This is a genomic window from Streptomyces sp. NPDC030809, assembly GCF_055572195.1.
The window spans coordinates 148464-170315 of record NZ_JBVIDV010000007.1 but is presented as its reverse complement, the minus strand read 5'-3'; the positions used below and the strand labels follow the sequence as shown (position 1 = coordinate 170315).

The window sequence follows — 21852 nt, the reverse complement described above, 5'->3', positions numbered from 1 at the left end:
CTCAGCCTAACCCTGCCCGGCCCGGGGGCTCCGCCTCCGGGGGCGGAGCCCCGGCGCCGTCGGGGGCTTCCCGTCAGAGGACGGTTGCGCCCGGGGCGGGGGAGGTCGCGGGGCGGGCCGCACGGCAGGTGCCGGAGGCGAGCAGCGCGGCGGCCACCTTGTCCGCGGACTCCGCATCGGCGGCGAGGAAGGCCGTGGTGGGCCCGGACCCGGAGACGAGCGCGGCCAGCGCTCCCGCCCCCAGCCCCGCCTCGAGCGTGGCCGCCAGCTGCGGCCGCAGGGAGAGGGCCGCCGGCTGGAGGTCGTTGGCGAGGGCCGCGCCCAGCGCCTGCGCGTCGCCCGCCGCGAGCGCCGCGAGGAGTTCCGCGGAGGCCTCCGGCGCCGGCACCTCGCGGCCCTCGGCCAGCCGGTCGAACTCGCGGAACACGGCCGGCGTGGACAGCCCGCCGTCGGCCATGGCGAACACCCAGTGGAAGGTCCCGCCGGTCTCCAGCGGGGTCAGCAGCTCGCCCCGCCCGGTCCCGAGCGCGGCCCCGCCGACCAGGCTGAACGGCACGTCGCTGCCCAGCTCGGCGCAGATCTCCAGCAGCTCCTCGCGGCTCGCACCGGTGCCCCACAGCGCGTCGCAGGCGAGCAGGGCGGCCGCTCCGTCCGCGCTGCCGCCCGCCATGCCCCCGGCGACGGGGATGTCCTTGGCGATGTGGAGGTGGACGGCCGGTTCGATGCCGTACCGGGCGGCGAGGAGTTCGGCGGCGCGCGCGGCCAGGTTGGTCCGGTCGAGCGGCACCTGCGCGGCGTCGGGGCCGCTGCACGTGATGCGCAGCTCCTCGGCGGGGGTGGCGGTCACCTCGTCGTGGAGGGAGACGGCGAGGAAGACGTTCGCGAGGTCGTGGAACCCGTCGGGCCGGGCGGCGCCCACCGCGAGCTGGACGTTGACCTTGGCGGGGACGCGGACGGTGACGCTCACAGGGCGGGCCTCTCGGCGGCGGGCTTGTGCTCGGCGATGCGGGCGAACTCCTCGACGGTCAGCGCCTCGCCGCGGGCCTGCGGGGAGATCCCGGCGGCCACGAGCGCGGCCTCGGCGCCGGCAGCGGAGCCGGCCCAGCCGGCGAGCGCCGCGCGCAGGGTCTTGCGGCGCTGGGCGAAGGCGGCGTCGACGACGGCGAAGACCTCGGCCTTGGTGGCGGTGGTCTTGACCGGCTCGGCGCGGCGGACCAGGGAGACCAGGCCGGAGTCCACGTTGGGGGCGGGCCAGAACACGTTGCGGCCGATGGCCCCGGCCCGCTTCACGTCCGCGTACCAGTTGGCCTTGACCGAGGGCACTCCGTAGACCTTGTTGCCGGGGCGGGCGGCGAGCCGGTCGGCGACCTCGGCCTGCACCATGACGAGGGTCCGCTCGATGGTCGGGAAGCGGTCGAGCATGTGCAGGAGCACGGGCACGGCCACGTTGTACGGGAGGTTGGCCACCAGGGCGGTCGGGGCCGGGCCCGGCAGCTCCTGGACGAGCATGGCGTCGGAGTGCACGAGCGCGAAGCGGTCCTTCTTCGCGGGCAGCCGGGCCTCGATGGTGGCGGGCAGCGCGGCGGCCAGGATGTCGTCGATCTCGACGGCGGTGACGTGGTCGGCGGCCTCCAGCAGCGCCAGGGTCAGGGAGCCGAGGCCGGGCCCGACCTCGACGACCACGTCCTCGGGCCGCACCTCGGCGGTGCGCACGATGCGGCGCACCGTGTTGGCGTCGATGACGAAGTTCTGGCCCTTCTGCTTCGTCGGGCGTACGCCGAGGGCGGCCGCCAGTTCTCGGATGTCGGCGGGGCCGAGAAGGGCGTCGGGGGCGTCGTGCTGCTCTGCGGTGCTCACCGGTAAAGCCTACGGCCGCAGTGCGGCCACGGACTCGCCCCCCGCTGCACGTACAGCTTCTTGGCCCGGTACGTCTGCTCGCTCGCGCTCGCGTCCTGCGCCCGGCCGCTGCCGCCGAGGCTGCGCCAGGTGCCCACGTCGAACTGGTAGAGGCCGCCGTACGTGCCGGAGGGGTCCACGGCGCCGGGGCGCCCGCCGGACTCGCACTGGGCGAGGGCGCCCCAGTCGAGGCCGTCGGCACCGGCGACGGAGGTGGGCAGCGGCCTGGTGCCGACCTTGACCACCTGGGTGACGGGGTCGCGGACGGTCTCCTCGGTGATGCGGCGGGGCTTCTGGCGTACGCCGTTGACGGTGCGCAGGGCGTACGTGACCCGGCGGGCGCCGGGCCGGCCGGCCCGCTCCACGACCTCGGTGCCGGCGAACAGCCCGGGGTCCTTGATGCGTTCGACGGCGTACGGGATCTGCTCCTCGCGGACCTCGCGGGTGCCGGTGATGCGCAGGACGGTGACGGTCTGGCCGTCGCGGGGGAAGGACTCGGGCGGCACGGAGGTGGTGTCCTGGCCGTGGAGGGTGATCCCGGCCTGTTCGAGGGCCTCGCGGATGGTGGCGGAGTTGGTGCGGATGGTCTGCTCGCGGCCGTCGGCCATGAAGGTGACGGTGCGCTCGGTGCGGACGCTGAGGGTCAGGCCCTCGCGGGAGATGGGGGCGGACCGGGAGGTGGAGAGGTACGCGCCCTCCGCCCGCACGCCGAGCTGGCGCAGGGCGCCGTCCACGGTGCGGGCGGTGGTCCACACCTGGCGGCGCTGGCCGTCGAGGGTGAGCATGACGGGCCGGCCGTAGCGGACGACGATCTCGTCGCCGTCCTCCAGGGCGGTGCCGGGGGCGGGGGCGATCAGGTCGTGGCTGCCGGTGCCGAGGCTCTCGGCGGCAAGGAGCTCGCCGACGTCGTCGGCGAAGGTGTGCAGGGTGCGGGGGGTGCCGTCCACGGTGAGGCGGACGGCCTTGTCACTGGCCACGAAGGCGGACGTGCCGCCGGCGAGGAAGGCCACGACGAGCGCCTGCGGCACGATCCGCCGCCAGTCCCCGCCCGCCGCCTTCCGCCGCCCCCGCCGCCCGGCCGCAACCCGCCCGCCCCCGCCCGGCGACTGCCGGCCCGGGCCGACCCCGACTGGCTCGGCGTCCGCAGCCGGATGGGCCTCCACCTGCGCGCCGTCCCAGCCTGCGGGGGCAAACTCCAGCCCGGACGGCCCGCCGTCCCAGCCCGCGGGAGTGAAATCCAGCCCCTCCGGCCTGCCGTCCCACCCGGCCGGGGCGAAATCCAGCCCCGCCGACCCGCCGTCCCACCCCGCCGGGGCGAAATCCAGCCCCGCCGACCCGCCGTCCCACCCCGCCGGGGCGAAATCCAGCCCCTCCGGCGCCTGAGGCGCGGGGTCCGGGGCGGGGCCCCGGGGAGGTCGGCTCGGGTCGGGCGGGGCGGCGGCCCGGCGGCGGCCCGTGCCCGGGAGGGCCGGGGACGGGGCGCCGGACTGGTTGGGGACGGCCGGCGGGGCGGCGCGACGCCGACCGGACGCCCGGTGACTGCCCTGCTTCTCGCTCACGACGGTGCTCCCTGCTCCGGCCGCCACCCGGCAGCCTGGTTTCGGGCAGGGGAGACTAGCGGAGCTTCCGTCACCCACCAAAGCCGGACGACTACCCAGCGTGTCGAACAGGCGGCCTTCAGCCGGGTCAGTAGTCGAACGCCCGGGCCGTGTTCGCCGCCAGCGCGGTCGCCATCGCGTCCTCGTCGATGCCGCGGGTGGCCGCCATCGCCCGGACCGTGATCGGAATGAGATACGGGGCGTTGGGCCGTCCGCGGTACGGCGCCGGGGTCAGGTAGGGCGCGTCCGTCTCGACCAGGACGAGTTCCAGCGGGGCCACCGCGAGCGCGTCGCGCAGGCCCTGCGCGTTCTTGAAGGTGACGGTCCCCGCGAAGGACATGTAGTAGCCCGCGGCCGCGCATTCCCGGGCCATGTCGGCGTCGCCGGAGTAGCAGTGGAACACGGTCCGCTCGGGCGCGCCCTCCTCGCGCAGGATGCGCAGCACGTCCGCGTGCGCGTCGCGGTCGTGGATGACGAGCGCCTTGCCCTGCCGCTTGGCGATCTCGATGTGGGCGCGGAAGGAGAGCTCCTGGGCGGCGATGCCCTCGGCACCGGTGCGGAAGTAGTCGAGCCCGGTCTCGCCGACGGCCTTGACGTGCGGGAGGGCGGCGAGCCGCTCGATCTCGCCGAGGGCCTCGTCCAGCGCGGCCTGTCCGCCGGGCACCCGCGCCCCGTGCCGGGACCGTCCGCCCCCGGCCCCAGGGGTCTGGGAGGTGCCCCATGGGTCCCCGTGCACGATCCGCGGCGCCTCGTTCGGGTGCAGCGCGACCGCCGCGTGGACGTTCTCGTACTGCGCGGCCGTCTCGGCGGCCCAGAGCGAGCCCTTCACGTCACAGCCCACCTGGACGACGGTGGCGACACCCACCGAGGCGGCCTTGCGCAGGCCCTCCTCGACGGTGCCGCCCTGCATGTCCAGGTGGGTGTGGGAATCGGCCACCGCCACCCGCAGGGGCTCGGGCAGCGGCGGCGGGGCGTCCTTGGAAGCGCTCATGGATCCGATCTTATGAGGACCGGCGGGACCCGGTCCCCCGGGTTTCCGCGGCCCCGCCGACGCCGGACCGGCGCCCGCTCAGCGCCCGCTCAGCCGCCTCCGCAGCCGGGCGAACAGCCCCTCGCGCGGCGCCTGGGCCACGGACACCGGCCCGGGCGCATCGTGCGCGGGCCCGGCGGCAGCGGCGTGCTTCGGCGTCCGGTGCCGGCGCTCGCGGTCGTCGCCGGTGGAGGGCACCGGCCCCGCTATGCCCGGGGCGATCCGGTGGTGGAACAGCTGGTCCACCACGCCGAGCACCGAGGAGACCTGGCCCTCCCGCATGATCCGCACCACGTGCCCGCCGCAGTTGTGGCAGGTCGGGTTGGACAGCGGCGAGGGCACCCGTTCGCCCTTGACCGTGTAGACGATGAACGGCTGGCCCTTGCCGTCGACGTGGTGCTCGATCTCGTACGACTGCTCCCAGCCGTAGCCGCACTTCATGCACGCAAAGGCGTAGGCCTCGCGCACCGTGCGCACACCATCGAGCGGGGCGGCCGGCGCGGGGACGGGGGTGTCTGCGATCTCACTCATGCCAGCTCCTTCGGTCCGCTGGTGTCATTGCCAGTGGACGCCTGTTCCGGCGGGAGCGCATCAGGCCCTGTCGAGTATTGAGCCGCCTTTGGACAGTTCATGCCCAAAGCGCCCGGTGCGCGGCCTAATCTTTGCTCTTCAGATTAGCTCTTTACCGACCTATGGCACCTTTTGCTCCGCGTTCTTTGCCGCCACCACGGCGTCGAAGACCTCGCGCTTGGGTAGGCCTGCTTCCGCAGCCACGGCCGCGATGGCCTCCTTGCGGCGCTCCCCGGCCTCCTCGCGCACCCGTACCCGGCGCACCAGTTCCGACGCGTCCAGCTCCTCCGGTGCGGCCTCGGGGGCTCCCTCGACGACCACCGTGATCTCGCCGCGCACGCCCTCGGCGGCCCAGGCCGCCAGCTCGCCGAGCCCGCCCCGCTTGACCTCCTCGTACGTCTTGGTCAGCTCGCGGCAGACCGCGGCCCGCCGGTCGGGGCCGAAGACCTCGGCCATGGCGGCCAGGGTGTCGTCGAGCCGGTGCGGTGCCTCGAAGTAGACGAGGGTGCGCCGCTCGCCGGCGACCTCGCGGAGCCGGCCGAGCCGCTCCCCGGCCTTGCGCGGCAGGAAGCCCTCGAAGCAGAACCGGTCCACGGGCAGCCCGGACAGGGCCAGCGCGGTCAGCACGGCCGAGGGCCCGGGCACGGCGGTGACCTTGATGTCCCTCTCGACCGCGGCGGCCACCAGCCGGTAGCCCGGATCGGAGACGGACGGCATGCCGGCGTCGGTGACCAGCAGCACCCGCTGCCCGTTCTCCAGGGCCTCGACCAGTTCGGGCGTGCGGGCGGACTCGTTGCCCTCGAAGTACGAGACGACCCGGCCCGAGGTGTGGATGCCCAGCGCCCGGGTCAGGCCGCGCAGCCGCCGGGTGTCCTCGGCGGCGACGACGTCGGCGGTCTCCAGTTCGGCGGCCAGCCGGGGCGGCGCGTCGGAGATCTCGCCGATGGGCGTCCCGGCCAGGACGAGCACGCCCGCGGAGGCCGCGGCGGGGACGGGGGAAGGCTGCTGATCTGTCACCCGTCCATCCTCGCAGCCCCGATCACCTGTCTCCCACAGATGCGTTCCCTACGATGACCCGGTGACCAGTACCGCGACTCCCCCGACCGGCCCCGCCGGTGCTCCGCCCGGCGCTCCGGGCGCCGGCGAGCCGTCCTCGTGGCAGGAGCGGCTGCGCCGCTTCGGCTACACCCCGTCCGCCGCGGGCCGCGCCGACCTGCGCGATCGCCTGGTGCCTCCGTACGCGAAGCCCTCGGCACACCTGTGGCGGGCGATCGGGGCCTCCCCGGACGCGGCCGGCCCGCTGCTGCGGGTGCTGGCCTGGGCGGGTCCGCTGCTGATCGCGCTGGTCGCGGGCGTGCTGCGGTTCGTGAACCTGGGCAGCCCGAAGGCGGTGATATTCGACGAGACGTACTACGCCAAGGACGCCTGGGCCACCATCAAGCAGGGCTACGAGGCGAGCTGGCCCAAGGACATCGACAAGTCGATCATCGCCAATCCGGACGGGGTCGCCCTCCCGGTGGACCCGGGTTACGTGGTGCACCCGCCGGTCGGCAAGTGGGTCATCGGCCTCGGCGAGTGGATGTTCGGCTTCACCCCCTTCGGCTGGCGGTTCATGACCGCCCTGCTGGGCACCCTGTCGGTGCTGATGCTGTGCCGGATCGGCCGCCGCCTGTTCCGCTCGACCTTCCTGGGCTGTCTGGCGGGCGCACTGCTGGCGGTGGACGGCCTGCACCTGGTCATGAGCCGGACCGCGCTGCTCGACCTGGTCCTGATGTTCTTCGTGCTCGCGGCCTTCGGGGCGCTGCTGATCGACCGGGACCGCGCGCGGGCGCGGCTGGCGGCGGCCCTCCCGGTCGACTCCGACGGAAGGTTGCGGCCGGACGCGCGGATCGCGGAGAACCTGGGCCTGGGGTGGCGGCCGTGGCGGCTGGTGGCCGGGGTCTGCCTGGGCCTGGCCTTCGGCACGAAGTGGAACGGCCTGGTGGTCCTGGCCTTCTTCGGGGTGCTGACGGTGCTCTGGGACGCGTCGGCCCGGCGGGTGGCCGGGTCGGGGTCGCCGTACGGCTGGACGTTCGTACGCGACGCCGTGTACGCCTTCCTCTCCACCGTGCCGGTCGCGATCGGCGTGTACCTGGCCTCGTGGACGGGCTGGATCCTGAGCCCGGACAACGGCAAGGGCGGCTACTTCCGGGACTGGTCGGCCCAGCAGGGCGGGGTGTCCTGGCTGCCGGACTGGCTGACCAGCCTGTGGCACTACGAGACCGAGGTCTACCGGTTCCACGTGGGCCTGACCTCCGGCCACACGTACGAGTCGAACCCGTGGAGCTGGCTGGTCCTGGGCCGTCCCGTCTCCTACTTCTACGAGTCCCCGGCCCCGGGCACGGACGGCTGCCCGGCGACGGAATCGGCCAAGTGCGCGCGCGAGGTGCTCGCCCTCGGCACCCCGTTGCTGTGGTGGGCGGGCTGCTTCGCCGTGCTGTACGTGCTGTGGCGCTGGGTGTTCCGCCGCGACTGGCGGGCGGGCGCGGTGGTGTGCGCCCTGGCCGCCGGCTACCTGCCCTGGTTCAACTACCAGGAGCGCACGATCTTCTACTTCTACGCGGTCGTGTTCGTCCCGTACCTGTGCCTGGCGGTGGCCATGATGATCGGCGCCCTGCTGGGCCCGGCGGGTTCCTCGGAACGCCGCCGCGCGGTGGGGGCGATCGGGGCCGGCGTCCTGGTCCTGCTGATCGTCTGGAACTTCATCTACTTCTATCCGATCTACACGGGCGGCACCCTCCCCATGGAGTCCTGGCGCAACCGGATGTGGCTGGACACCTGGATCTAGCTGCCGAGCAGCGAAGGGCGCACCTGAAGCGCAATTAATAGGACTTTCGCGCGCACTCAAGATGATCATTGGCATTTTTGTCACGTAAGCGCCACAGGTCCTTGATTTCCCAGCGACGCACGGTCGCCGACCGCTAGAACCACGACTGTGAGCACATCGACAACCGACAAGGTCAGCGCCGGCGCTCAGGTGGCAGCGGCCTTGTTCGCCGCAGCCACCTTGTTGGCGAACGTCTACGGGGACATCCCCGCCTGGCTCGGAACGGCGGCCGCTCTGGTCTTGGGCGGAGCAACCGTCTTCTTCACTTGGGTGTGGGTCGACCCGACGACGCACCCGACGCGGGCACGCGTGTTGCTGGCCGTGACCGTGGGCGCGATATTCGCCGCCGTTGCCATCTTGGTGTGGCCGGGCGTTTGGCCCACCGAGACGGGCAACGCTTCAAGGAATTCCGCCGGCAGTGCCGACGACCCGAAGGCGCCGGCAGGACAAATCAAAGTCACCAAAATCGGAGGGCAACCTGTCAGCCCCGGCGCCGCGGTCGAGATCGACAGCTGCATCACGGTTTCGGGAACCGGGAAGATCCCGAGCGGATACGGACTCTGGGTGACCAACACCTACGATGCCGATGGCGCACCCGGCATGAACGGACTCTCCAATCTTCAACGAGCGCTGCAGGTCACGGGGGAGACGGCTTGGCAGACCGGCACCTTCGGGGTGGGGGCGGACAAGCGCGATGACGGCAAGCGCTTTTGGATCTACGTGTTCCTGCTCCCCGCCTCTGCCGACAGCGCGCTGTCGAACCTCAATGCGGGGCCTGCACCGGGGCTCAAGGGACCTGTGGAGGGCGCGACGGAGGTGGGTCGGTACGCAGTCGAGCGCAACGCGAACCTCACCTGTGGAGGGCAGAAGAAGCAGACCTGAGCTGCGGCTCCACGCACCATGTGGCTGGACACCTGGATCCAGCGCGGCCGGCAGAGGTGCGTTTTCGGCCATTGCGGGTCTTCTGAGTAGGGGTACTCAGGACACCCGCCCCGGGGTTCCCTACTTTGAGCGTGTTCAAAACAGGGGGAGGGACTGCGGTGCGAGGTGTGGCGAAGGGGGCCGTCGTCGGCGGGGTGTTCCTCGCGATGGCCGGCGGGGCCGGGTTCGGGCTGTACAGCGTCTGGGACGAGCCCCTCGGGACGGCCCGGGTCACGGCCCGGAAGGAGTCGGGGCCGCCGGACGCGGAGGAGACCCGGCGCACCGCCGGGGCCTTCCTGGCCGCGTGGGCGGCCGGGGACGCGCCCGCGGCCGCGCGCCTGACCAACCATCCGGCGGCCGCCCGGGAGGCCGTCGCGGACTACGCGGAGGCGGCCCGCATCACCGGGGCCGTGATCACCCCGGGGAAGCCCGCGGGCACCCGGGTGCCGTTCACGGTGCGGGCGCAGGTCTCGTACGAGGGCCGGACCAAGCCGCTCGGCTACGCCTCCTCGCTGACCGTGGTGCGCGGGGTGACCACGGGGGAGCCGCTGGTGGACTGGCAGCCGGCGGTGCTGCACCCGCAGCTGCGCAAGGGCGAGGAACTGCGGGCGGGCAGCCCCGCCACCCCGCCGGTGGAGGCGGTGGACCGGCACGGGAAGGTGCTCACCGCGCAGGAGTTCCCCTCGCTGCGCCGGGTGCTGGACGCCCTGCGCGAGCGGTACGGGGCGAAGGCGGGCGGCCGGGGCGGGGCGGAGCTGTGGATCGAGCCGGCCGCCCCGGACGCGCCGAGGCGGACCCTGCTGACGCTGGACGCGGGCCGGCCGGGCCGGATCCGGACCCGGCTGGACGCCGGGGTGCAGGCGGCCGCGGAGCGGGCGGTCGCCCGGCACGAGAACGCCTCGGTGGTGGCCCTGCAGCCCAGTACGGGCGATGTGCTCGCGGTGGCCAACCACCGGGCGGACGGGTTCGACGCGGCGCTGCTCGGCACCACCCCGTCCGGCTCCACCCTGAAGATCGTGACGGCGGCGATGCTGCTGGACCGGGGTCTGGTGGCCGCCGACCGGCCGGCCCCCTGCCCGGAGACGGTGAGCTGGTACGGCAGGTCCTTCCGCAACCAGGGCGGCTTCTCGCTGCCCGCGTCGGCGACGTTCGCGGCCTCGTTCGCGCGCTCCTGCAACACGGCCTTCATCAAGCAGATCAAGCGGGTGGACGACGAGGGGGCGCTTTCCCGGGAGGCCCGCGAGGTGTTCGGACTCGGCCTGGACTGGCAGACCGGGGTGCCCACCTTCGACGGCGACGTGCCGGAGGCCGAGGGGGCCGAGGCGGCCGCCGCGTACATCGGCCAGGGCCGGGTCCGGATGAATCCGCTCACGGTCGCCTCGGTCCTGGCCACCGCCCGGGCGGGCGTGTTCCGCCAGCCGCTGCTGGTGCCGGCCGGACTGGACGGCCGCCCGGTGGCCTCCGCCCCGCGGTCGATGAAGCCCCAGGTGGCGGCTCAGCTGCGGCAGATGCTGCACCGGACGGCGGTGAGCGGGACGGCGGCCGGGGTGATGGCCGGGGTGCCGGAGCCGAAGGGTGCGAAGACCGGCTCGGCGGAGGTGGACGGGGCCGTGAACCCCGACAGCTGGTTCACCGGCTACAGCGGGGACCTGGCCGCGGCCGCGTTCGTCGCGGGCGGCGGGCACGGCGCCGAGGCGGCCGGGCCGGTGGTGGCCGCGGTCCTGAAGGCCGGCTGAGGCGGACGGCGGGCCGGCCCCGGGGGCGGGGCCGGCCGGCGGCGTCAGGCGGGGACCGACGCGAGGGCGCGGATCAGGGCCTGGGCGCGGGGGTCGGCGGTGACGGACTTGGCCAGGGCATTGGTGACGTAGCCGAAGGCGAGGCCCGAGTCGGGGTCGGCGAAGCCGAGGGAGCCGCCGCGGCCGGGGTGCCCGTACGAGGCGGGGGAGAGCAGCGGGGAGGCCGGGCCGTGCAGCATGAAGCCGGGGCCGAAGCGGGTGTTGACCACGAGCACCCGGTCGGGGCCGGCCGATTCCTCTGCGGCGGCGAGGGCGGTGGTGGCCGGGGCGAAGAGCCGGCGTCCGCCTTCGACCTCGCCGAAGGTGGCGGCGTAGAAGCGGGCGAGGGCTCGGGCGGTGGCGATGCCGTTGGAGGCGGGGAGTTCGGCGGCCCGGTAGCCGGGTTCGTTCTCGTCGGGCAGCGGGTCGATCGCGGCGAAGGCCCGCCGGGTGAGGGAGGCGGGATCGTCGTAGGCGGCGGTGACGTTGCGCCGGGGCCGGGTCTTGAGGGCGCCCGCGGCGGCCGGGGGCGGGGTGACGGAGGCGACCCGGCCGACCTGCCGGGCCCGGTCGGCGGGCAGCCCCACCCACAGGTCGAGGCCGAGCGGGCCGGTGACCTCGTCGGCGAGCCAGCGGCCGAGGGAGCGGCCGGTGACCCGCAGGACCAGCTCGCCGAGCAGCCAGCTGTAGGTCTGGGCGTGGTAGCCGTGGTCCGTGCCGGGCTCCCAGTGGGCCTGCTGGGCGGCCACGGCCTGCGGTCCGGTCCGGCCGTCGGCGGCCTCGGCGGGGGTCAGGCCGGTGTCGAGCGCGGGCACCCCGGCCCGGTGGGACAGCAGGTGGCGGACCAGCGCGCGGTCCTTGCCGCCGGCCTTGAACTCCGGCCAGTACGCGCCGACGGGCGCGTCCAGGTCGAGCAGTCCGCGCTCGTGCAGGAGCAGGGGCACGGCGGCCGCCACGCCCTTGGTGGCGGAGCGCACTATCTGGGCGGTGTCCTCGGCCCAGGGGGCGGCGTCCTCGCCCGCGTCGGCGTCGCGGACCCCGCCCCACAGGTCGACGACCTTGCGGCCGTCCCGGTAGACGGCGACGGCCGCCCCCCGGTCGCCGCGCTCGGCGAAGTTGCGGACGAAGGCGTCCCTGACCGGCTCGTATCCGGCCGCCACGCTGCCCTGGACGTCCACGTCGTGCTCCTCGGAGTACTGCTGCGGCGCCCCTGCGGCGCCGTCCCACATGGTGCAACGTGGAGCGAACCGCCGTGCTTCCGGGGTGGTGCGAGGTCTCCGGCCCGTGCTCTCAGGAGGCCGGGACCGTCCGCGGGTCGAAGCCGAAGGGCAGCTCCAGCCGGTGGGCGCGCATCTGCTCCTCGTCGCACAGGAGCTCGCGGGTCGGCCCGTCGGCGGCGATGACCCCCTCGCTCAGCACGACGGAGCGGGGGCACAGCTCCAGCGCGTACGGCAGGTCGTGGGTGACCATCAGCACGGTCACGTCCAGCGAGCGCAGGATGTCGGCCAGCTCGCGCCGGGAGGCCGGGTCGAGGTTGGAGGAGGGCTCGTCGAGGACGAGGATCTCCGGCTCCATCGCGAGGACGGTCGCGACGGCCACCCGGCGGCGCTGCCCGAAGGACAGGTGGTGCGGGGGCCGGTCGGCGAAGGCGGCCATGCCGACCCGCTCCAGCGCGGTGCGCACCCGCGCCTCCAGCTCGGCCCCGCGCAGGCCCGCGGCGGCCGGTCCGAAGGCGACGTCCTCGCGCACGGTGGGCATGAAGAGCTGGTCGTCGGGGTCCTGGAAGACGATGCCGACCCGGCGCCGGATCTCGGCGAGGTTGCGCTTCTCGACGGGCAGGCCGGCGACGCGTACGGTGCCCACGCCGCCGCCGAGGATGCCGTTCAGGTGCAGGACGAGGGTGGTCTTCCCGGCGCCGTTGGGGCCGAGCAGGGCGACCCGCTCGCCGCGGCCGACGGTCAGGTCCACCCCGAAGAGGGCCTGGTGGCCGTCGGGGTAGGCGAAGGCGAGCCCGGTCACGTCGAGCGAGGGCGGCGGGGGCGTGGTGGTCACAGGGTCCATCCCGAAAGGCAGACGGCCAGGGCGGCCGCGGGCAGGGCTGCCGCGTACGCCCACTGGGCGCGCGAGGCGGTCACTTCGTCGATCACCGGCATGGTCCCGGTGTAGCCGCGGCTGACCATGGCCAGGTGGACCCGCTCGCCGCGTTCGTACGAGCGGATGAAGAGGGCGCCCGCGGTCTTGGCCAGGACTCCCCAGTGCCGGACGCCGCGCGCTTCGAAGCCGCGGGAGCGGCGGGCCACGGACATCCGGCGCATCTCGTCGGTGATCACGTCCCCGTAGCGGATCATGAACGAGGCGATCTGGACCAGCTGGGCGGGCAGCCGCAGCCGCTGGAGGCCCAGGAGCAGTTCGCGCAGCTCGGTGGTGCCGGCGAGGAGCACGGAGGCGGCGACCCCGAGGGTGCCCTTGGCCAGGACGTTCCAGGCGCCCCACAGGCCGGAGACGCTGAGGGAGAGCCCGAGGACCTCGGTCCGCTCGCCCTGGGCGACGAAGGGCATGAGCACGGCGAAGGCCACGAACGGGATCTCGATCAGCAGCCGGCGCAGGACGAACCCGGCCGGGATCCGGGCGGCCGCGGCCACGCCCGCGAGCAGCAGGGCGTAGAGCCCGAAGGCCCACATCGCCTCGCGGGGGGTGGAGACGACGACCACCACGAAGGCGAAGACCGCGGCGAGCTTGCAGTGCGGGGGCAGGGCGTGGACGGGCGAGTGCCCGTGCCGGTAGAGCCGGTGTGCGTGGCCGGCGCCCATGTCAGGCGGCTCCGCCCGCGGTGCCGGCCGGGGCGGCGGCGGGCGCGGCCGGCTCGGTGCCGCCCGAGCGGCGGCGCAGGACCCAGAAGACCCCGGTGCCGGCGACGACGGTCGCGCCGACCCCGATGACCCCGGCGAGGCCGCCGGAGAGGCGGGCGTCGGTGATGTCCTTGACCCCGTAGTCGGCGAGCGGGGAGTCCTTGGCCGCGTGCTCCTCCACCTTGGCGTCGATGCCCTTGTCGGCGGCGACCTTCTCCAGGCCGTCGGGGCTGGCGGAGGCATAGAAGGAGACGAACCCGGCCAGGACGAGGGCGGTGAGCAGGCCGGTGGCCCAGACCTTGCGGGTGGAGCGGGCGGCGGCCGGGGCCGGGGCGGCGGCGGGGGCGTCGACGAGCTCGCCGGCCACGCGGAGCTTGAGCGGGGCGGTCAGTCCGCGGGCCCCGTACACCAGGTCGGGGCGGACGGCGATCACGGCGCCGACGGTGGCGGCGGTGATGGCGGCCTCGCCGAGGCCGATGAGGGTGTGGACGCCGACCATGGCGGTGAGGACCTTGCCGACGGGCACGTCGGTGGTCCCCCCGATGGCGTACAGGCCGGTGAACGCGGTGGCGGCGGCCGGTACGGAGACCAGCGCGCCCGCGAAGGAGGCGACGGTCACCGAGCGGCGGGTGCGGGGCAGCACCGCGACCAGGCCGCGGAAGACGGCGTAGGCGGTCAGGACGGTGACCACGCCCATGACGGTGATGTTGACGCCGAGGGCGGTGAGCCCGCCGTCGGCGAAGAGGATCCCCTGCATCAGCAGGACCACGGAGACGCAGAGCACTCCGGTGTACGGGCCGACGAGTATCGCGGCGAGGGCCCCGCCGAGGAGGTGTCCGCTGGTGCCCGCCGCGACCGGGAAGTTGAGCATCTGCACGGCGAAGATGAAGGCGGCGACCAGGCCGGCGAGCGGCGCGGTGCGGTCGGAGCCGGCCAGGCCGGTCCCGGTGCCGGCGAGTTCGCGGCGGGCGCCGCGCAGGCTGAGGGCGACGGCGCCGGCGGCGACGGCTCCGGCGGCGACGGAGACGGGCGTGTTGATGAATCCGTCGGGCACATGCATGGGGAGGGCTCCGCTTCCTGCGGTCTTGGGCGGTCCCGGCGGCGTGCGGCGGGACCCCTGACGGGACCGTTAACCGCTCAAGAATAGTGCTCACCTGCAAATGACATGCAAGAGCGTCCACATCACGAAAAGGCGGAGGTCAAATCTCCGTACATATGGGACATTGGTCGGTAAAGACGTTCAAAACAGAGGAGCGGGCCGTGACTTCTGCGTCGATCGAAGAACGCGTGCGCGCACGGGTGATCACCGACGACCCGCTCCACCGCGCGGTACCGGTCGCCCTCCGCTTCGCCGCAGCCGAGCCCCTGGCCGTGCGGATCGTCTTCCCCCCGGGCCTCTCCCCGGAGGGCACCGAGAACGAATGGGTCTTCGCCCTGACCCTCCTGGAGACCGGGATCCAGTCGCCGACCGGCAGCGGGGACGTGCGGGTCTGGCCCGCCGGACGGGTGCAGACCGTGGTCGAACTTCACTCGCCCGAGGGAGTCGCCGTCCTCCAGTTCGACAGCGCGGCACTGCGGCGCTTCCTGCGCCGTACGTACGCGGAAGCCCGCCCGCACCCCGAGGGGGGTACGGGCGGGCCGGTTCCCGCGAAGGGGATGGAGGTCAGGCGCTGACCAGCTGGCGGTCGGCGTCGGGGTCGTCCTGACCGCCCTTGCCGCCGCGGCCGCCCTCGGCGCCTTCGAGGTGCTTGCGCAGCCCCTCGCCCTCGACGTCCACATTCGGCAGGAGCTTGTCCAGCCAGCGCGGCAGCCACCAGGCCCGGTGGCCGAGCAGCGCCAGCACCGCGGGCACGATCGCCATGCGGACCACGAAGGCGTCGAAGAAGACGGCGATCGCGAGGCCGAAGCCGATCATCTTGACCATCTGCTCACTGGAGCCGATGAACCCGGAGAACACCGCGATCATGATGACCGCCGCGGCCGTGACCACCCGGGCGCCGTGCTGGAAGCCCGTGACGATCGCCTGGCCGGGGCGCTCCCCGTGGACGTACGCCTCGCGCATCCGGGTGACGAGGAAGACCTCGTAGTCCATCGCCAGGCCGAAGACCACGCCCACCATGAAGATCGGCATCATGCTCATGATCGGACCGGTCTGCTCCACGCCGAAGACCGAGCCCAGCCAGCCCCACTGGAAGACCGCGACGACGGCGCCGAGGGCGGCGACCACCGAGAGGAGGAAGCCGAGGGCCGCCTTCAGCGGGACCAGCACCGAGCGGAAGACGAGCATCAGCAGCAGGAAGGCGAGGCCGACGACGAGCGCCAGGTAGGGCAGCAGCGCGTCGTTCATCTTCTGCGAGAAGTCGATGTTCATCGCGGTCTGGCCGGTGACCAGCACCTGGGCGCCGGTCTCCTTCTTGATGCCGGGGCCCGCGTCGCGGATCTCGTGGACCAGCGCCTCGGTCTTCTCCGAGGACGGCCGGTCCTTGGGGATCACGGTGACGGTGGAGGTGTCGCCCGCCTTGTTCGGCATGCCGGGGACCACCGCCGCGACCCCGTCGAGGCCCTTCACGGTGTCGGTGACCTTCTTGACCGCCTGGTCGAGGTCCTTGGCGTCCTTGCCGTCGACGATCATCAGCAGCGGGCCGTTGAAGCCCGGGCCGAACCCGTCCGAGAGCAGGTCGTACGCCCTGCGCTGGGTGGTGGACACCGGCTGGGAGCCCTCGTCCGGCAGGCCCATCTCCAGCTTGGAGACCGGGACCGCCATCGCGCCGAGGCCGATGACTCCGACCAGCAGGACCACCAGCGGGCGGCGCAGCACGAAGCGGGCCCAGCGGGTGCCGCCGTTGGGCTTGTCGGCCGCACCGGCCGGCTTGCCCTTGCCGAAGAGGCGGGACTTGGTGCCGGCGGGCAGGACCCGCTTGCCGGCGAAGCCGATCATCGCCGGGACCAGGGTCAGCGCCACGAGCACGGCGATGACCACGGTGCCCGCGGCCGCGAAGCCCATCTTGCTGAGCATCGGGATGTTGACGACGGCCAGGCCCACCAGGGCGATGACCACGGTCAGACCGGCGAACACCACGGCGGAACCGGCAGTTCCGACGGCCCGGCCCGCGGCCTCGTCGCGCTCCCGGCCCTCGGCCAGCTCGGCCCGGTAGCGGGAGACGATGAAGAGCGCGTAGTCGATGCCGACCGCGAGGCCGATCATCATCGCGAGGGTGGAGGTGGTGGAGCCGAGGTCCAGGACGTTGGCCAGCGCGGTGATCGAGGAGATGCCGATGCCCACGCCGATCAGCGCGGTCAGCAGCGGCAGGCCCGCGGCCACCAGCGAGCCGAAGGTGATGACGAGGACGATCGCCGCGATCAGCACGCCGATGATCTCGCCGGAGCCCTGCTCCGGCATGGTCATCAGGGCGTCGCCGCCGATCTCGACGGTCAGCCCCGCCTTCCGGGCCTTCTCGCCGGAGTCCTTGAGGGCCTCGCGCGTCTCCTCCCGCAGCTCCATCGAGCTGACCTTGTACGAGACGGAGGCGTAGGCGGTGTCGCCGTCCTGGCTGATCGCCTTGCCCTGGTAGGGGTCGACGACGTTGGCCACCTGGTCCGAGCCGCCGCGCAGGTCGGCGACGGTCTTCTCGACCTCGGCCTTGACGGCGGGGTCGGTGACCTTCTTGCCCGCCGGCGCCTTGAACACGACGCGGGCGGTGGCGCCGTCGGCACGCTGGCCGGGGAAGCGCGCTTCCATCAGGTCGAAGGCCCGCTGGGCCTCCGTGCCGGGTATCGAGAAGGAGCCGGACTTGGGCGTGCCTGCGGATGACGCGCCGACACCGGCGAGCACCAGCAGGGCCACCCATACGAGGGCGACGAGGCGGCGGCGCCGGAAGGCACCCCTGCCGAGTCGGTAGAGGAACGTAGCCACGGGGTCGTACTCCCGTTCAGGTCGTGGGTGAAATCAGGGCGTGCGGAAGCCGGCCCGACGACGAGAGCGGCGCTGTCAGGTGGTCCTGCGGGGAGTTCGTGCTGCACGGATGCGAGCTCGGTGCAGGTGTGGAGCTTCGGGTGGAGCGTCGTGCAGGTGGAGCTTCGGTGCAGGTGGAGCTTCGGTGCAGCTGGGGAGGGTCAGATTCCGAGGGCGGGGAAGACCACGGAATCGATGAAGTCCGCCAGGAAGGCCCGGTCGACCGGCCGGTCCTCGATCAGCGGGAGGGAGATGAACGTCCCGATGAGCACGTGCGGCACGAAGCGCAGGGCCGGACAGTCCGGGGCCACCTCGCCCCGGTCCACGGCCCGCTGGAGCATCGCCTGGAGACCGGTGATCTCCGGGTCGACCAGCAGGTCCCTGAGCGCCCGGTGGAGTTCCGGGCTCCCGTGCACGGCGTGGGTCAGACCCCGCATGAGCGCGGTGTCCTTCGCCATCTGCGCGTCGTCGGAGAGGTCGATCATCCGCGCGAAGTCCCCGCGGAGGCTGCCCGTGTCGATCTCCCGCAGGGAGATCGGCTGGGTGCACCTCAGGGCCCTCGCGACCAGCTCGGGCTTGCTCCCCCACTGGCGGTAGAGGGTGGCCTTGCTGGACTTCGTACGGGCGGCGACCGCATCCATCGTCAGCGCCTCGTAGCCGACCTCGCGGAGGAGTTCGAGGACCGCCTCGTGCAGCTCGGCCTCGCGCTCCGGGGTGATCCGGCTGCGCCGGTGCGCGACCGCTTCGGCCATCTCCGGGACTCCCATCCGAACGAAACCGTTTCGTACCGATGAGACCATACCGCGGGAGGGCCGCGAAACGAAACCGTTTCGTTTCGACTTTGGCAGCTGGGGCGGGTGACCTGGATCACCTGTACGAGTTGCCGGGCCCCCCTGGCGCGGAAAGCATTGGGGGGTGAGTCACGACGTCGCGTACCTCCGGTTTCCGCACCTGCACGAAGACCTGCTGTGTTTCGCCGCCGAAGACGACCTGTGGGTGGCTCCGCTCGTTCCCGCGGGCGTGACCCCCGGCCGGGCCTGGCGCATCACCGTCGACCGCACCCGGGTCGGCCACCCGCGCTTCTCGCCCGACGGCAGCCACATCGCCTTCACGACCTGGCGCAGCCTCGACCCCGAGATCCACCTCGCACCCGTGGACGGCGGACCCGCCCGCCGGCTCAGCTACTGGGGGTCCACCGACACCCGGGTCTGCGGCTGGACCCCGCCCGCCGAGGACGGCCGCAGCGACATCCTGGCCGTGTCCTCGCACGGCCAGCCCTTCTCGTACTACTCCTGGGCCTACAGCCTGCCCACCGACGGCAGCCCCGGCGGCCGGCTGCCCTGGGGCCCGGTCAGCGACATCGCCGTCCACGACCAGGACGGCGAGCGGCGGACCCTGCTGCTGACCGGCAAGCCCCCGCACGAGCCCGCCGCGTGGAAGCGCTACCGCGGCGGGGCCACCGGCCGGCTGTGGCTGCACGGGGAACGGCTGCTGCCCGATCTGGACGGCCACCTGGACGCGCCGATGTTCGTCGGCGGCCGGATCGCCTTCCTCTCGGACCACGAGGGCATCGGGAACCTGTACTCCTGCCTCCCGGACGGCACCGGTCTGCGGCGCCACACCGACCACGACGAGTTCTACGCCCGGCACGCCTCCAGCGACGGCACCCGCGTGGTGTACCAGTGCGCGGGGGAGGTCTGGCTCGTGGACTCGCTCGACGCCGATGCCGTACCGCGCCGGCTGGAGGTCCGGCTCGGCGGCCCGCGCGCCGGCCGCCGGACCTACTCGGTGCCCGCGGCCAGCCACGTGGACGGGCTGTCGGTGGACGCCACCGGGCGGGCCAGCGCGGTCACCGTGCGCGGCAGCCTGTACTGGCTGACCCACCGGGACGGACCGGCCCGGGCCATCGCGGACACCCCGGGCGTGCGGGTGCGGATGCCCGAGATGCTCGGCAGCGGGGGCCAGGTCGCGTACGTGACGGACGCGGAGGGCGAGGACGCGATCGAGATCGCCTACCTGCCCCGCGCGAGCGGGGACCGGGCGCCCCGGCGGCTGGCGTCCGGGCAGCTGGGCCGGGTCCTGGAGATGGTCTCCGACCCCGACGGCGAACGGCTCGCGATCGCCTCGCACGACGGCCGGCTGCTCCTCGTGGACGCGACGGAGGAGATCGACGCGGACGAGCTCGGCGGGCTCGGGGCACCGGAGGCCGGGGCCGGGGAAGCCGCGGAATCCGCCGGGGCCGGGGCCGGGGCCGGGGAATCCGGCGAGCACACGGGGACCGGAGGATCCGCGGGGACCGGGGAGCCCGGCGACCCCGAGGGCCCCGAGGGCCCCGAGGGCTCCGGCACCACGCCCGAAGCCGCCTCCGGCCACGGGGACGACCGGGTCACCGAGCTGATCCGGTCCACCAACGGCCCCGTCACCGACCTCGCCTTCTCCCCCGACGGAGCCTGGCTGACCTGGTCGCACCCCGGCGTGGGCCGCTCCCTGCGGCAGATCAAGATGGCCCGCATCGCCGGCCCCGGCGGCCGCACCATCGTGGACGTCACCAACGGCCGCTTCGAGGACGAGAACCCGGTGTTCACCCGGGACGGCCGCTACCTGGCCTTCCTCTCCTGGCGCGGCTTCGACCCGGTGTACGACGTGCACACCGGGGACCTGTCCTTCCCCCTGGGCTGCCGCCCGTACCTGGTGCCGCTCTCCTCGGCCACCCCCTCCCCCTTCGCCCTCTCCCCCGACGGCCGGCCCGCGGCGGGCGGGCTGGACCCGGGCTCCGGGGATTCCGACGGGGGCGCCGTGACCGTCGAGGCGGAGGGGCTGGAGAGCCGGGTGACCCCGTTCCCCGTGACCGCCTCCAAGTACTCGGCCCTGCACCCGGTCAGCGGCGGCGGCCTGGTGTGGCTGCGCTGGCCCATCTCGGGCGCGCTCGGCGAGACCTTCGCCAACCCGGCCGACACCTCGGGCAAGCCCACCCTGGAGCACTTCGACATCACCAAGGCCCGCCGGAGCGAACTGGCCTCCGGGCTGGACTGGTTCGCGGTCAGCGGCGACGGCTCCCGGCTGGTGCTGAACGACGACGGGGACCTGCGCGCGGTGCCGGCCACCGAGTCGGGCGACGGGGACTCCACCGTCTACCTGGACATGCGGCGGATCCTGCACGAGGTGGACCCCGCGGCCGAGTGGCGCCAGGCCTTCGACGAGGCGGGGCGGATCATCCGCGCCTACTTCTGGGAGCCGGACATGTGCGGCATCGACTGGGACGGGGTGCTGGCCCAGTACCGGCCGCTGGTCGAACGGGTCGCCTCCCCCGACGAATTCGCCGACCTGCTGCGGGAGGTGCTCGGCGAACTCGGCACCTCGCACGCGTACGTGGCCCCGGCCCGCCGCAACGAGGGCCCGCCGCACTACCAGCGGGCCATGGGCCTGCTCGGCGCCAACTTCGTGCCGCGCGACGGGCAGTGGATGGTCCGCCGGATCCTGCCCGGCGACTCCTCCGACTCCAAGGCCCGCTCCCCGCTGGCCGGCACCGGCATCCGCGAGGGCGCCGTCCTCACCCACGTCGACGGCCGGCCGGTGGACCCCGTCGCCGGCCCGTACCCGCTGCTCGCAGCGGCCGGGGGCACCACGGTCGAGCTCACCTTCGAGCCCGCCGAGGGGGAGGGCCGGGCCCGCCGGGTCGCGGTGGTCCCCCTGATCGACGAGCGCCCGCTGCGCTACCAGGACTGGGTGGCCAAACGCCGGGCCGTGGTCCGGCAGGTCAGCGGCGGCAAGTGCGGCTACCTGCACATCCCCGACATGGGCGGCTCCGGCTGGGCGCAGTTCAACCGCGACCTGCGCCTGGAGGTCTCCCGGCCCGCGCTGATCGTGGACGTGCGCGGCAACGCGGGCGGGCACATCAGCGAGCTGGTCGTCGAGAAGCTGACCCGGCGGATCCTGGGCTGGGACCTGACCCGCAACGCCCAGGCGGTGTCGTACGCGTCCAACGCCCCGCGCGGGCCGGTCGTGGCCCTCGCCGACGAGGCCACCTCGTCCGACGGGGACATGATCACTGCGGCCTTCAAGCTGCTCGGGCTCGGCCCGGTGGTGGGCCAGCGCACCTGGGGCGGGGTGGTCGGCATGACCGGCCGGCACACCCTGGGCGACGGCACCGTCATCACGGTCCCGATGAACGCGGCCTGGTTCCCCGAGTACGGCTGGTCCGTGGAGAACCACGGCGTGGAACCGGACCTCGCCATCCTGCGCACGCCGCTCGACTGGGCCGAGGGACGGCACGCGCAGCTGGACGACGCCGTGGTCCTGGCCCTGGAACTGCTGGAGCGCAACCAGGCGGCCGTGCCGCCCGGCTACACCGACGTACCGGACCGCCGGCGCCCGAAGCTGCCGCCGCGGCCCTGA

Annotated in this window: 17 protein-coding genes; 5 read left to right on the top strand and 12 right to left on the bottom strand. The window is 73.7% G+C overall.

Annotation, left to right across the window (positions count from 1 at the left end; translation table 11 throughout):
- Positions 1–73 precede the first annotated feature (73 nt).
- The 6 genes from ACZ407_RS12350 to rsmI form a co-directional block, all read right to left on the bottom strand.
- A complete protein-coding gene (locus ACZ407_RS12350; protein WP_468127839.1) occupies positions 74–967 on the bottom strand; it encodes a 4-(cytidine 5'-diphospho)-2-C-methyl-D-erythritol kinase in 894 nt (297 codons plus the stop codon).
- Positions 964–1857, bottom strand: coding sequence for a 16S rRNA (adenine(1518)-N(6)/adenine(1519)-N(6))-dimethyltransferase RsmA (gene rsmA, locus ACZ407_RS12345; protein WP_468127837.1), 894 nt, complete (start codon positions 1855–1857; stop codon positions 964–966). Before rsmA ends, ACZ407_RS12350 begins: the two co-directional genes overlap by 4 nt.
- Complete coding sequence (locus ACZ407_RS12340; protein WP_468128045.1) at positions 1854–3059, bottom strand: ubiquitin-like domain-containing protein; 1206 nt, start codon at positions 3057–3059, stop codon at positions 1854–1856. Before ACZ407_RS12340 ends, rsmA begins: the two co-directional genes overlap by 4 nt.
- Before the next feature lie 523 nt (positions 3060–3582).
- Positions 3583–4485 carry a TatD family hydrolase gene (locus ACZ407_RS12335; RefSeq protein WP_468127836.1) on the bottom strand — a complete coding sequence of 301 codons (903 nt, stop codon included), beginning with the start codon at positions 4483–4485 and terminating at the stop codon, positions 3583–3585.
- Between the two features lie 78 nt (positions 4486–4563).
- Positions 4564–5055: a hypothetical protein gene (locus tag ACZ407_RS12330; RefSeq protein WP_468127834.1), complete on the bottom strand. Its 492-nt coding sequence runs from the start codon at positions 5053–5055 to the stop codon at positions 4564–4566.
- A gap of 159 nt (positions 5056–5214) precedes the next feature.
- On the bottom strand, positions 5215–6111 hold the full coding sequence (gene rsmI / locus ACZ407_RS12325; RefSeq protein ID WP_468127832.1) for a 16S rRNA (cytidine(1402)-2'-O)-methyltransferase: 897 nt from the start codon (positions 6109–6111) through the stop codon (positions 5215–5217).
- A 61-nt stretch (positions 6112–6172) separates the two neighbouring features.
- On the opposite strand from rsmI, the gene ACZ407_RS12320 reads away from it, so the two are divergent.
- The 3 genes from ACZ407_RS12320 (at position 6173) to ACZ407_RS12310 (ending at position 10617) form a co-directional block, all read left to right on the top strand.
- Positions 6173–7921: a dolichyl-phosphate-mannose--protein mannosyltransferase gene (locus tag ACZ407_RS12320; protein ID WP_468127830.1), complete on the top strand. Its 1749-nt coding sequence runs from the start codon at positions 6173–6175 to the stop codon at positions 7919–7921.
- Positions 7922–8068: 147 nt separating this feature from the next.
- A complete protein-coding gene (locus ACZ407_RS12315) occupies positions 8069–8842 on the top strand; it encodes a hypothetical protein (RefSeq protein WP_468127829.1) in 774 nt (257 codons plus the stop codon).
- 158 nt (positions 8843–9000) lie between these two features.
- On the top strand, positions 9001–10617 hold the full coding sequence (locus tag ACZ407_RS12310) for a penicillin-binding transpeptidase domain-containing protein (RefSeq protein WP_468127827.1): 1617 nt from the start codon (positions 9001–9003) through the stop codon (positions 10615–10617).
- Between the two features lie 44 nt (positions 10618–10661).
- On the opposite strand, the gene ACZ407_RS12305 is transcribed toward ACZ407_RS12310, so the two are convergent.
- The 4 genes from ACZ407_RS12305 to ACZ407_RS12290 all read right to left on the bottom strand — a co-directional run bounded on the left by ACZ407_RS12305 (position 10662) and on the right by ACZ407_RS12290 (position 14565).
- Positions 10662–11885 (bottom strand): serine hydrolase domain-containing protein, encoded by a 1224-nt coding sequence (locus ACZ407_RS12305; RefSeq protein WP_468127825.1) that lies wholly within the window; start codon positions 11883–11885, stop codon positions 10662–10664.
- A gap of 61 nt (positions 11886–11946) precedes the next feature.
- Positions 11947–12717, bottom strand: a complete 771-nt coding sequence (locus tag ACZ407_RS12300) for an energy-coupling factor ABC transporter ATP-binding protein (protein ID WP_468127823.1) — start codon at positions 12715–12717, stop codon at positions 11947–11949.
- On the bottom strand, positions 12705–13466 hold the full coding sequence (gene cbiQ / locus ACZ407_RS12295; protein WP_468127821.1) for a cobalt ECF transporter T component CbiQ: 762 nt from the start codon (positions 13464–13466) through the stop codon (positions 12705–12707). Before cbiQ ends, ACZ407_RS12300 begins: the two co-directional genes overlap by 13 nt.
- A gap of 1 nt (position 13467) precedes the next feature.
- Positions 13468–14565: an energy-coupling factor ABC transporter permease gene (locus tag ACZ407_RS12290; protein ID WP_468127820.1), complete on the bottom strand. Its 1098-nt coding sequence runs from the start codon at positions 14563–14565 to the stop codon at positions 13468–13470.
- A gap of 200 nt (positions 14566–14765) precedes the next feature.
- Between ACZ407_RS12290 and ACZ407_RS12285 the strand changes: the two genes are divergently transcribed.
- Complete coding sequence (locus tag ACZ407_RS12285; protein ID WP_468127819.1) at positions 14766–15179, top strand: SsgA family sporulation/cell division regulator; 414 nt, start codon at positions 14766–14768, stop codon at positions 15177–15179.
- On the opposite strand, the gene ACZ407_RS12280 is transcribed toward ACZ407_RS12285, so the two are convergent.
- Positions 15169–17418 carry an MMPL family transporter gene (locus ACZ407_RS12280; RefSeq protein ID WP_468127817.1) on the bottom strand — a complete coding sequence of 750 codons (2250 nt, stop codon included), beginning with the start codon at positions 17416–17418 and terminating at the stop codon, positions 15169–15171. The two genes, ACZ407_RS12285 and ACZ407_RS12280, sit on opposite strands and share 11 nt — an antisense overlap.
- Before the next feature lie 200 nt (positions 17419–17618).
- Positions 17619–18209 (bottom strand): TetR/AcrR family transcriptional regulator, encoded by a 591-nt coding sequence (locus ACZ407_RS12275; protein WP_468127815.1) that lies wholly within the window; start codon positions 18207–18209, stop codon positions 17619–17621.
- Positions 18210–18372: 163 nt separating this feature from the next.
- Here ACZ407_RS12275 and ACZ407_RS12270 point away from each other — a divergent pair, with 163 nt between their 5' ends.
- Entirely contained in the window at positions 18373–21852 is a 3480-nt protein-coding gene (locus tag ACZ407_RS12270; RefSeq protein WP_468127813.1) for a S41 family peptidase, read from the top strand.

Bases quoted from the DNA above. Each gene is read 5' to 3' on its own strand.
- ACZ407_RS12305 (WP_468127825.1), bottom strand. From the start codon at position 11,885: ATGTGGGACGGCGCCGCAGGGGCGCCGCAGCAGTACTCCGAGGAGCAC.
- ACZ407_RS12330 (WP_468127834.1), bottom strand. From the start codon at position 5,055: ATGAGTGAGATCGCAGACACCCCCGTCCCCGCGCCGGCCGCCCCGCTC.
- ACZ407_RS12275 (WP_468127815.1), bottom strand. From the start codon at position 18,209: ATGGCCGAAGCGGTCGCGCACCGGCGCAGCCGGATCACCCCGGAGCGC.
- cbiQ (WP_468127821.1), bottom strand. From the start codon at position 13,466: ATGGGCGCCGGCCACGCACACCGGCTCTACCGGCACGGGCACTCGCCC.
- ACZ407_RS12335 (WP_468127836.1), bottom strand. From the start codon at position 4,485: ATGAGCGCTTCCAAGGACGCCCCGCCGCCGCTGCCCGAGCCCCTGCGG.
- ACZ407_RS12290 (WP_468127820.1), bottom strand. From the start codon at position 14,565: ATGCATGTGCCCGACGGATTCATCAACACGCCCGTCTCCGTCGCCGCC.
- ACZ407_RS12300 (WP_468127823.1), bottom strand. From the start codon at position 12,717: ATGGACCCTGTGACCACCACGCCCCCGCCGCCCTCGCTCGACGTGACC.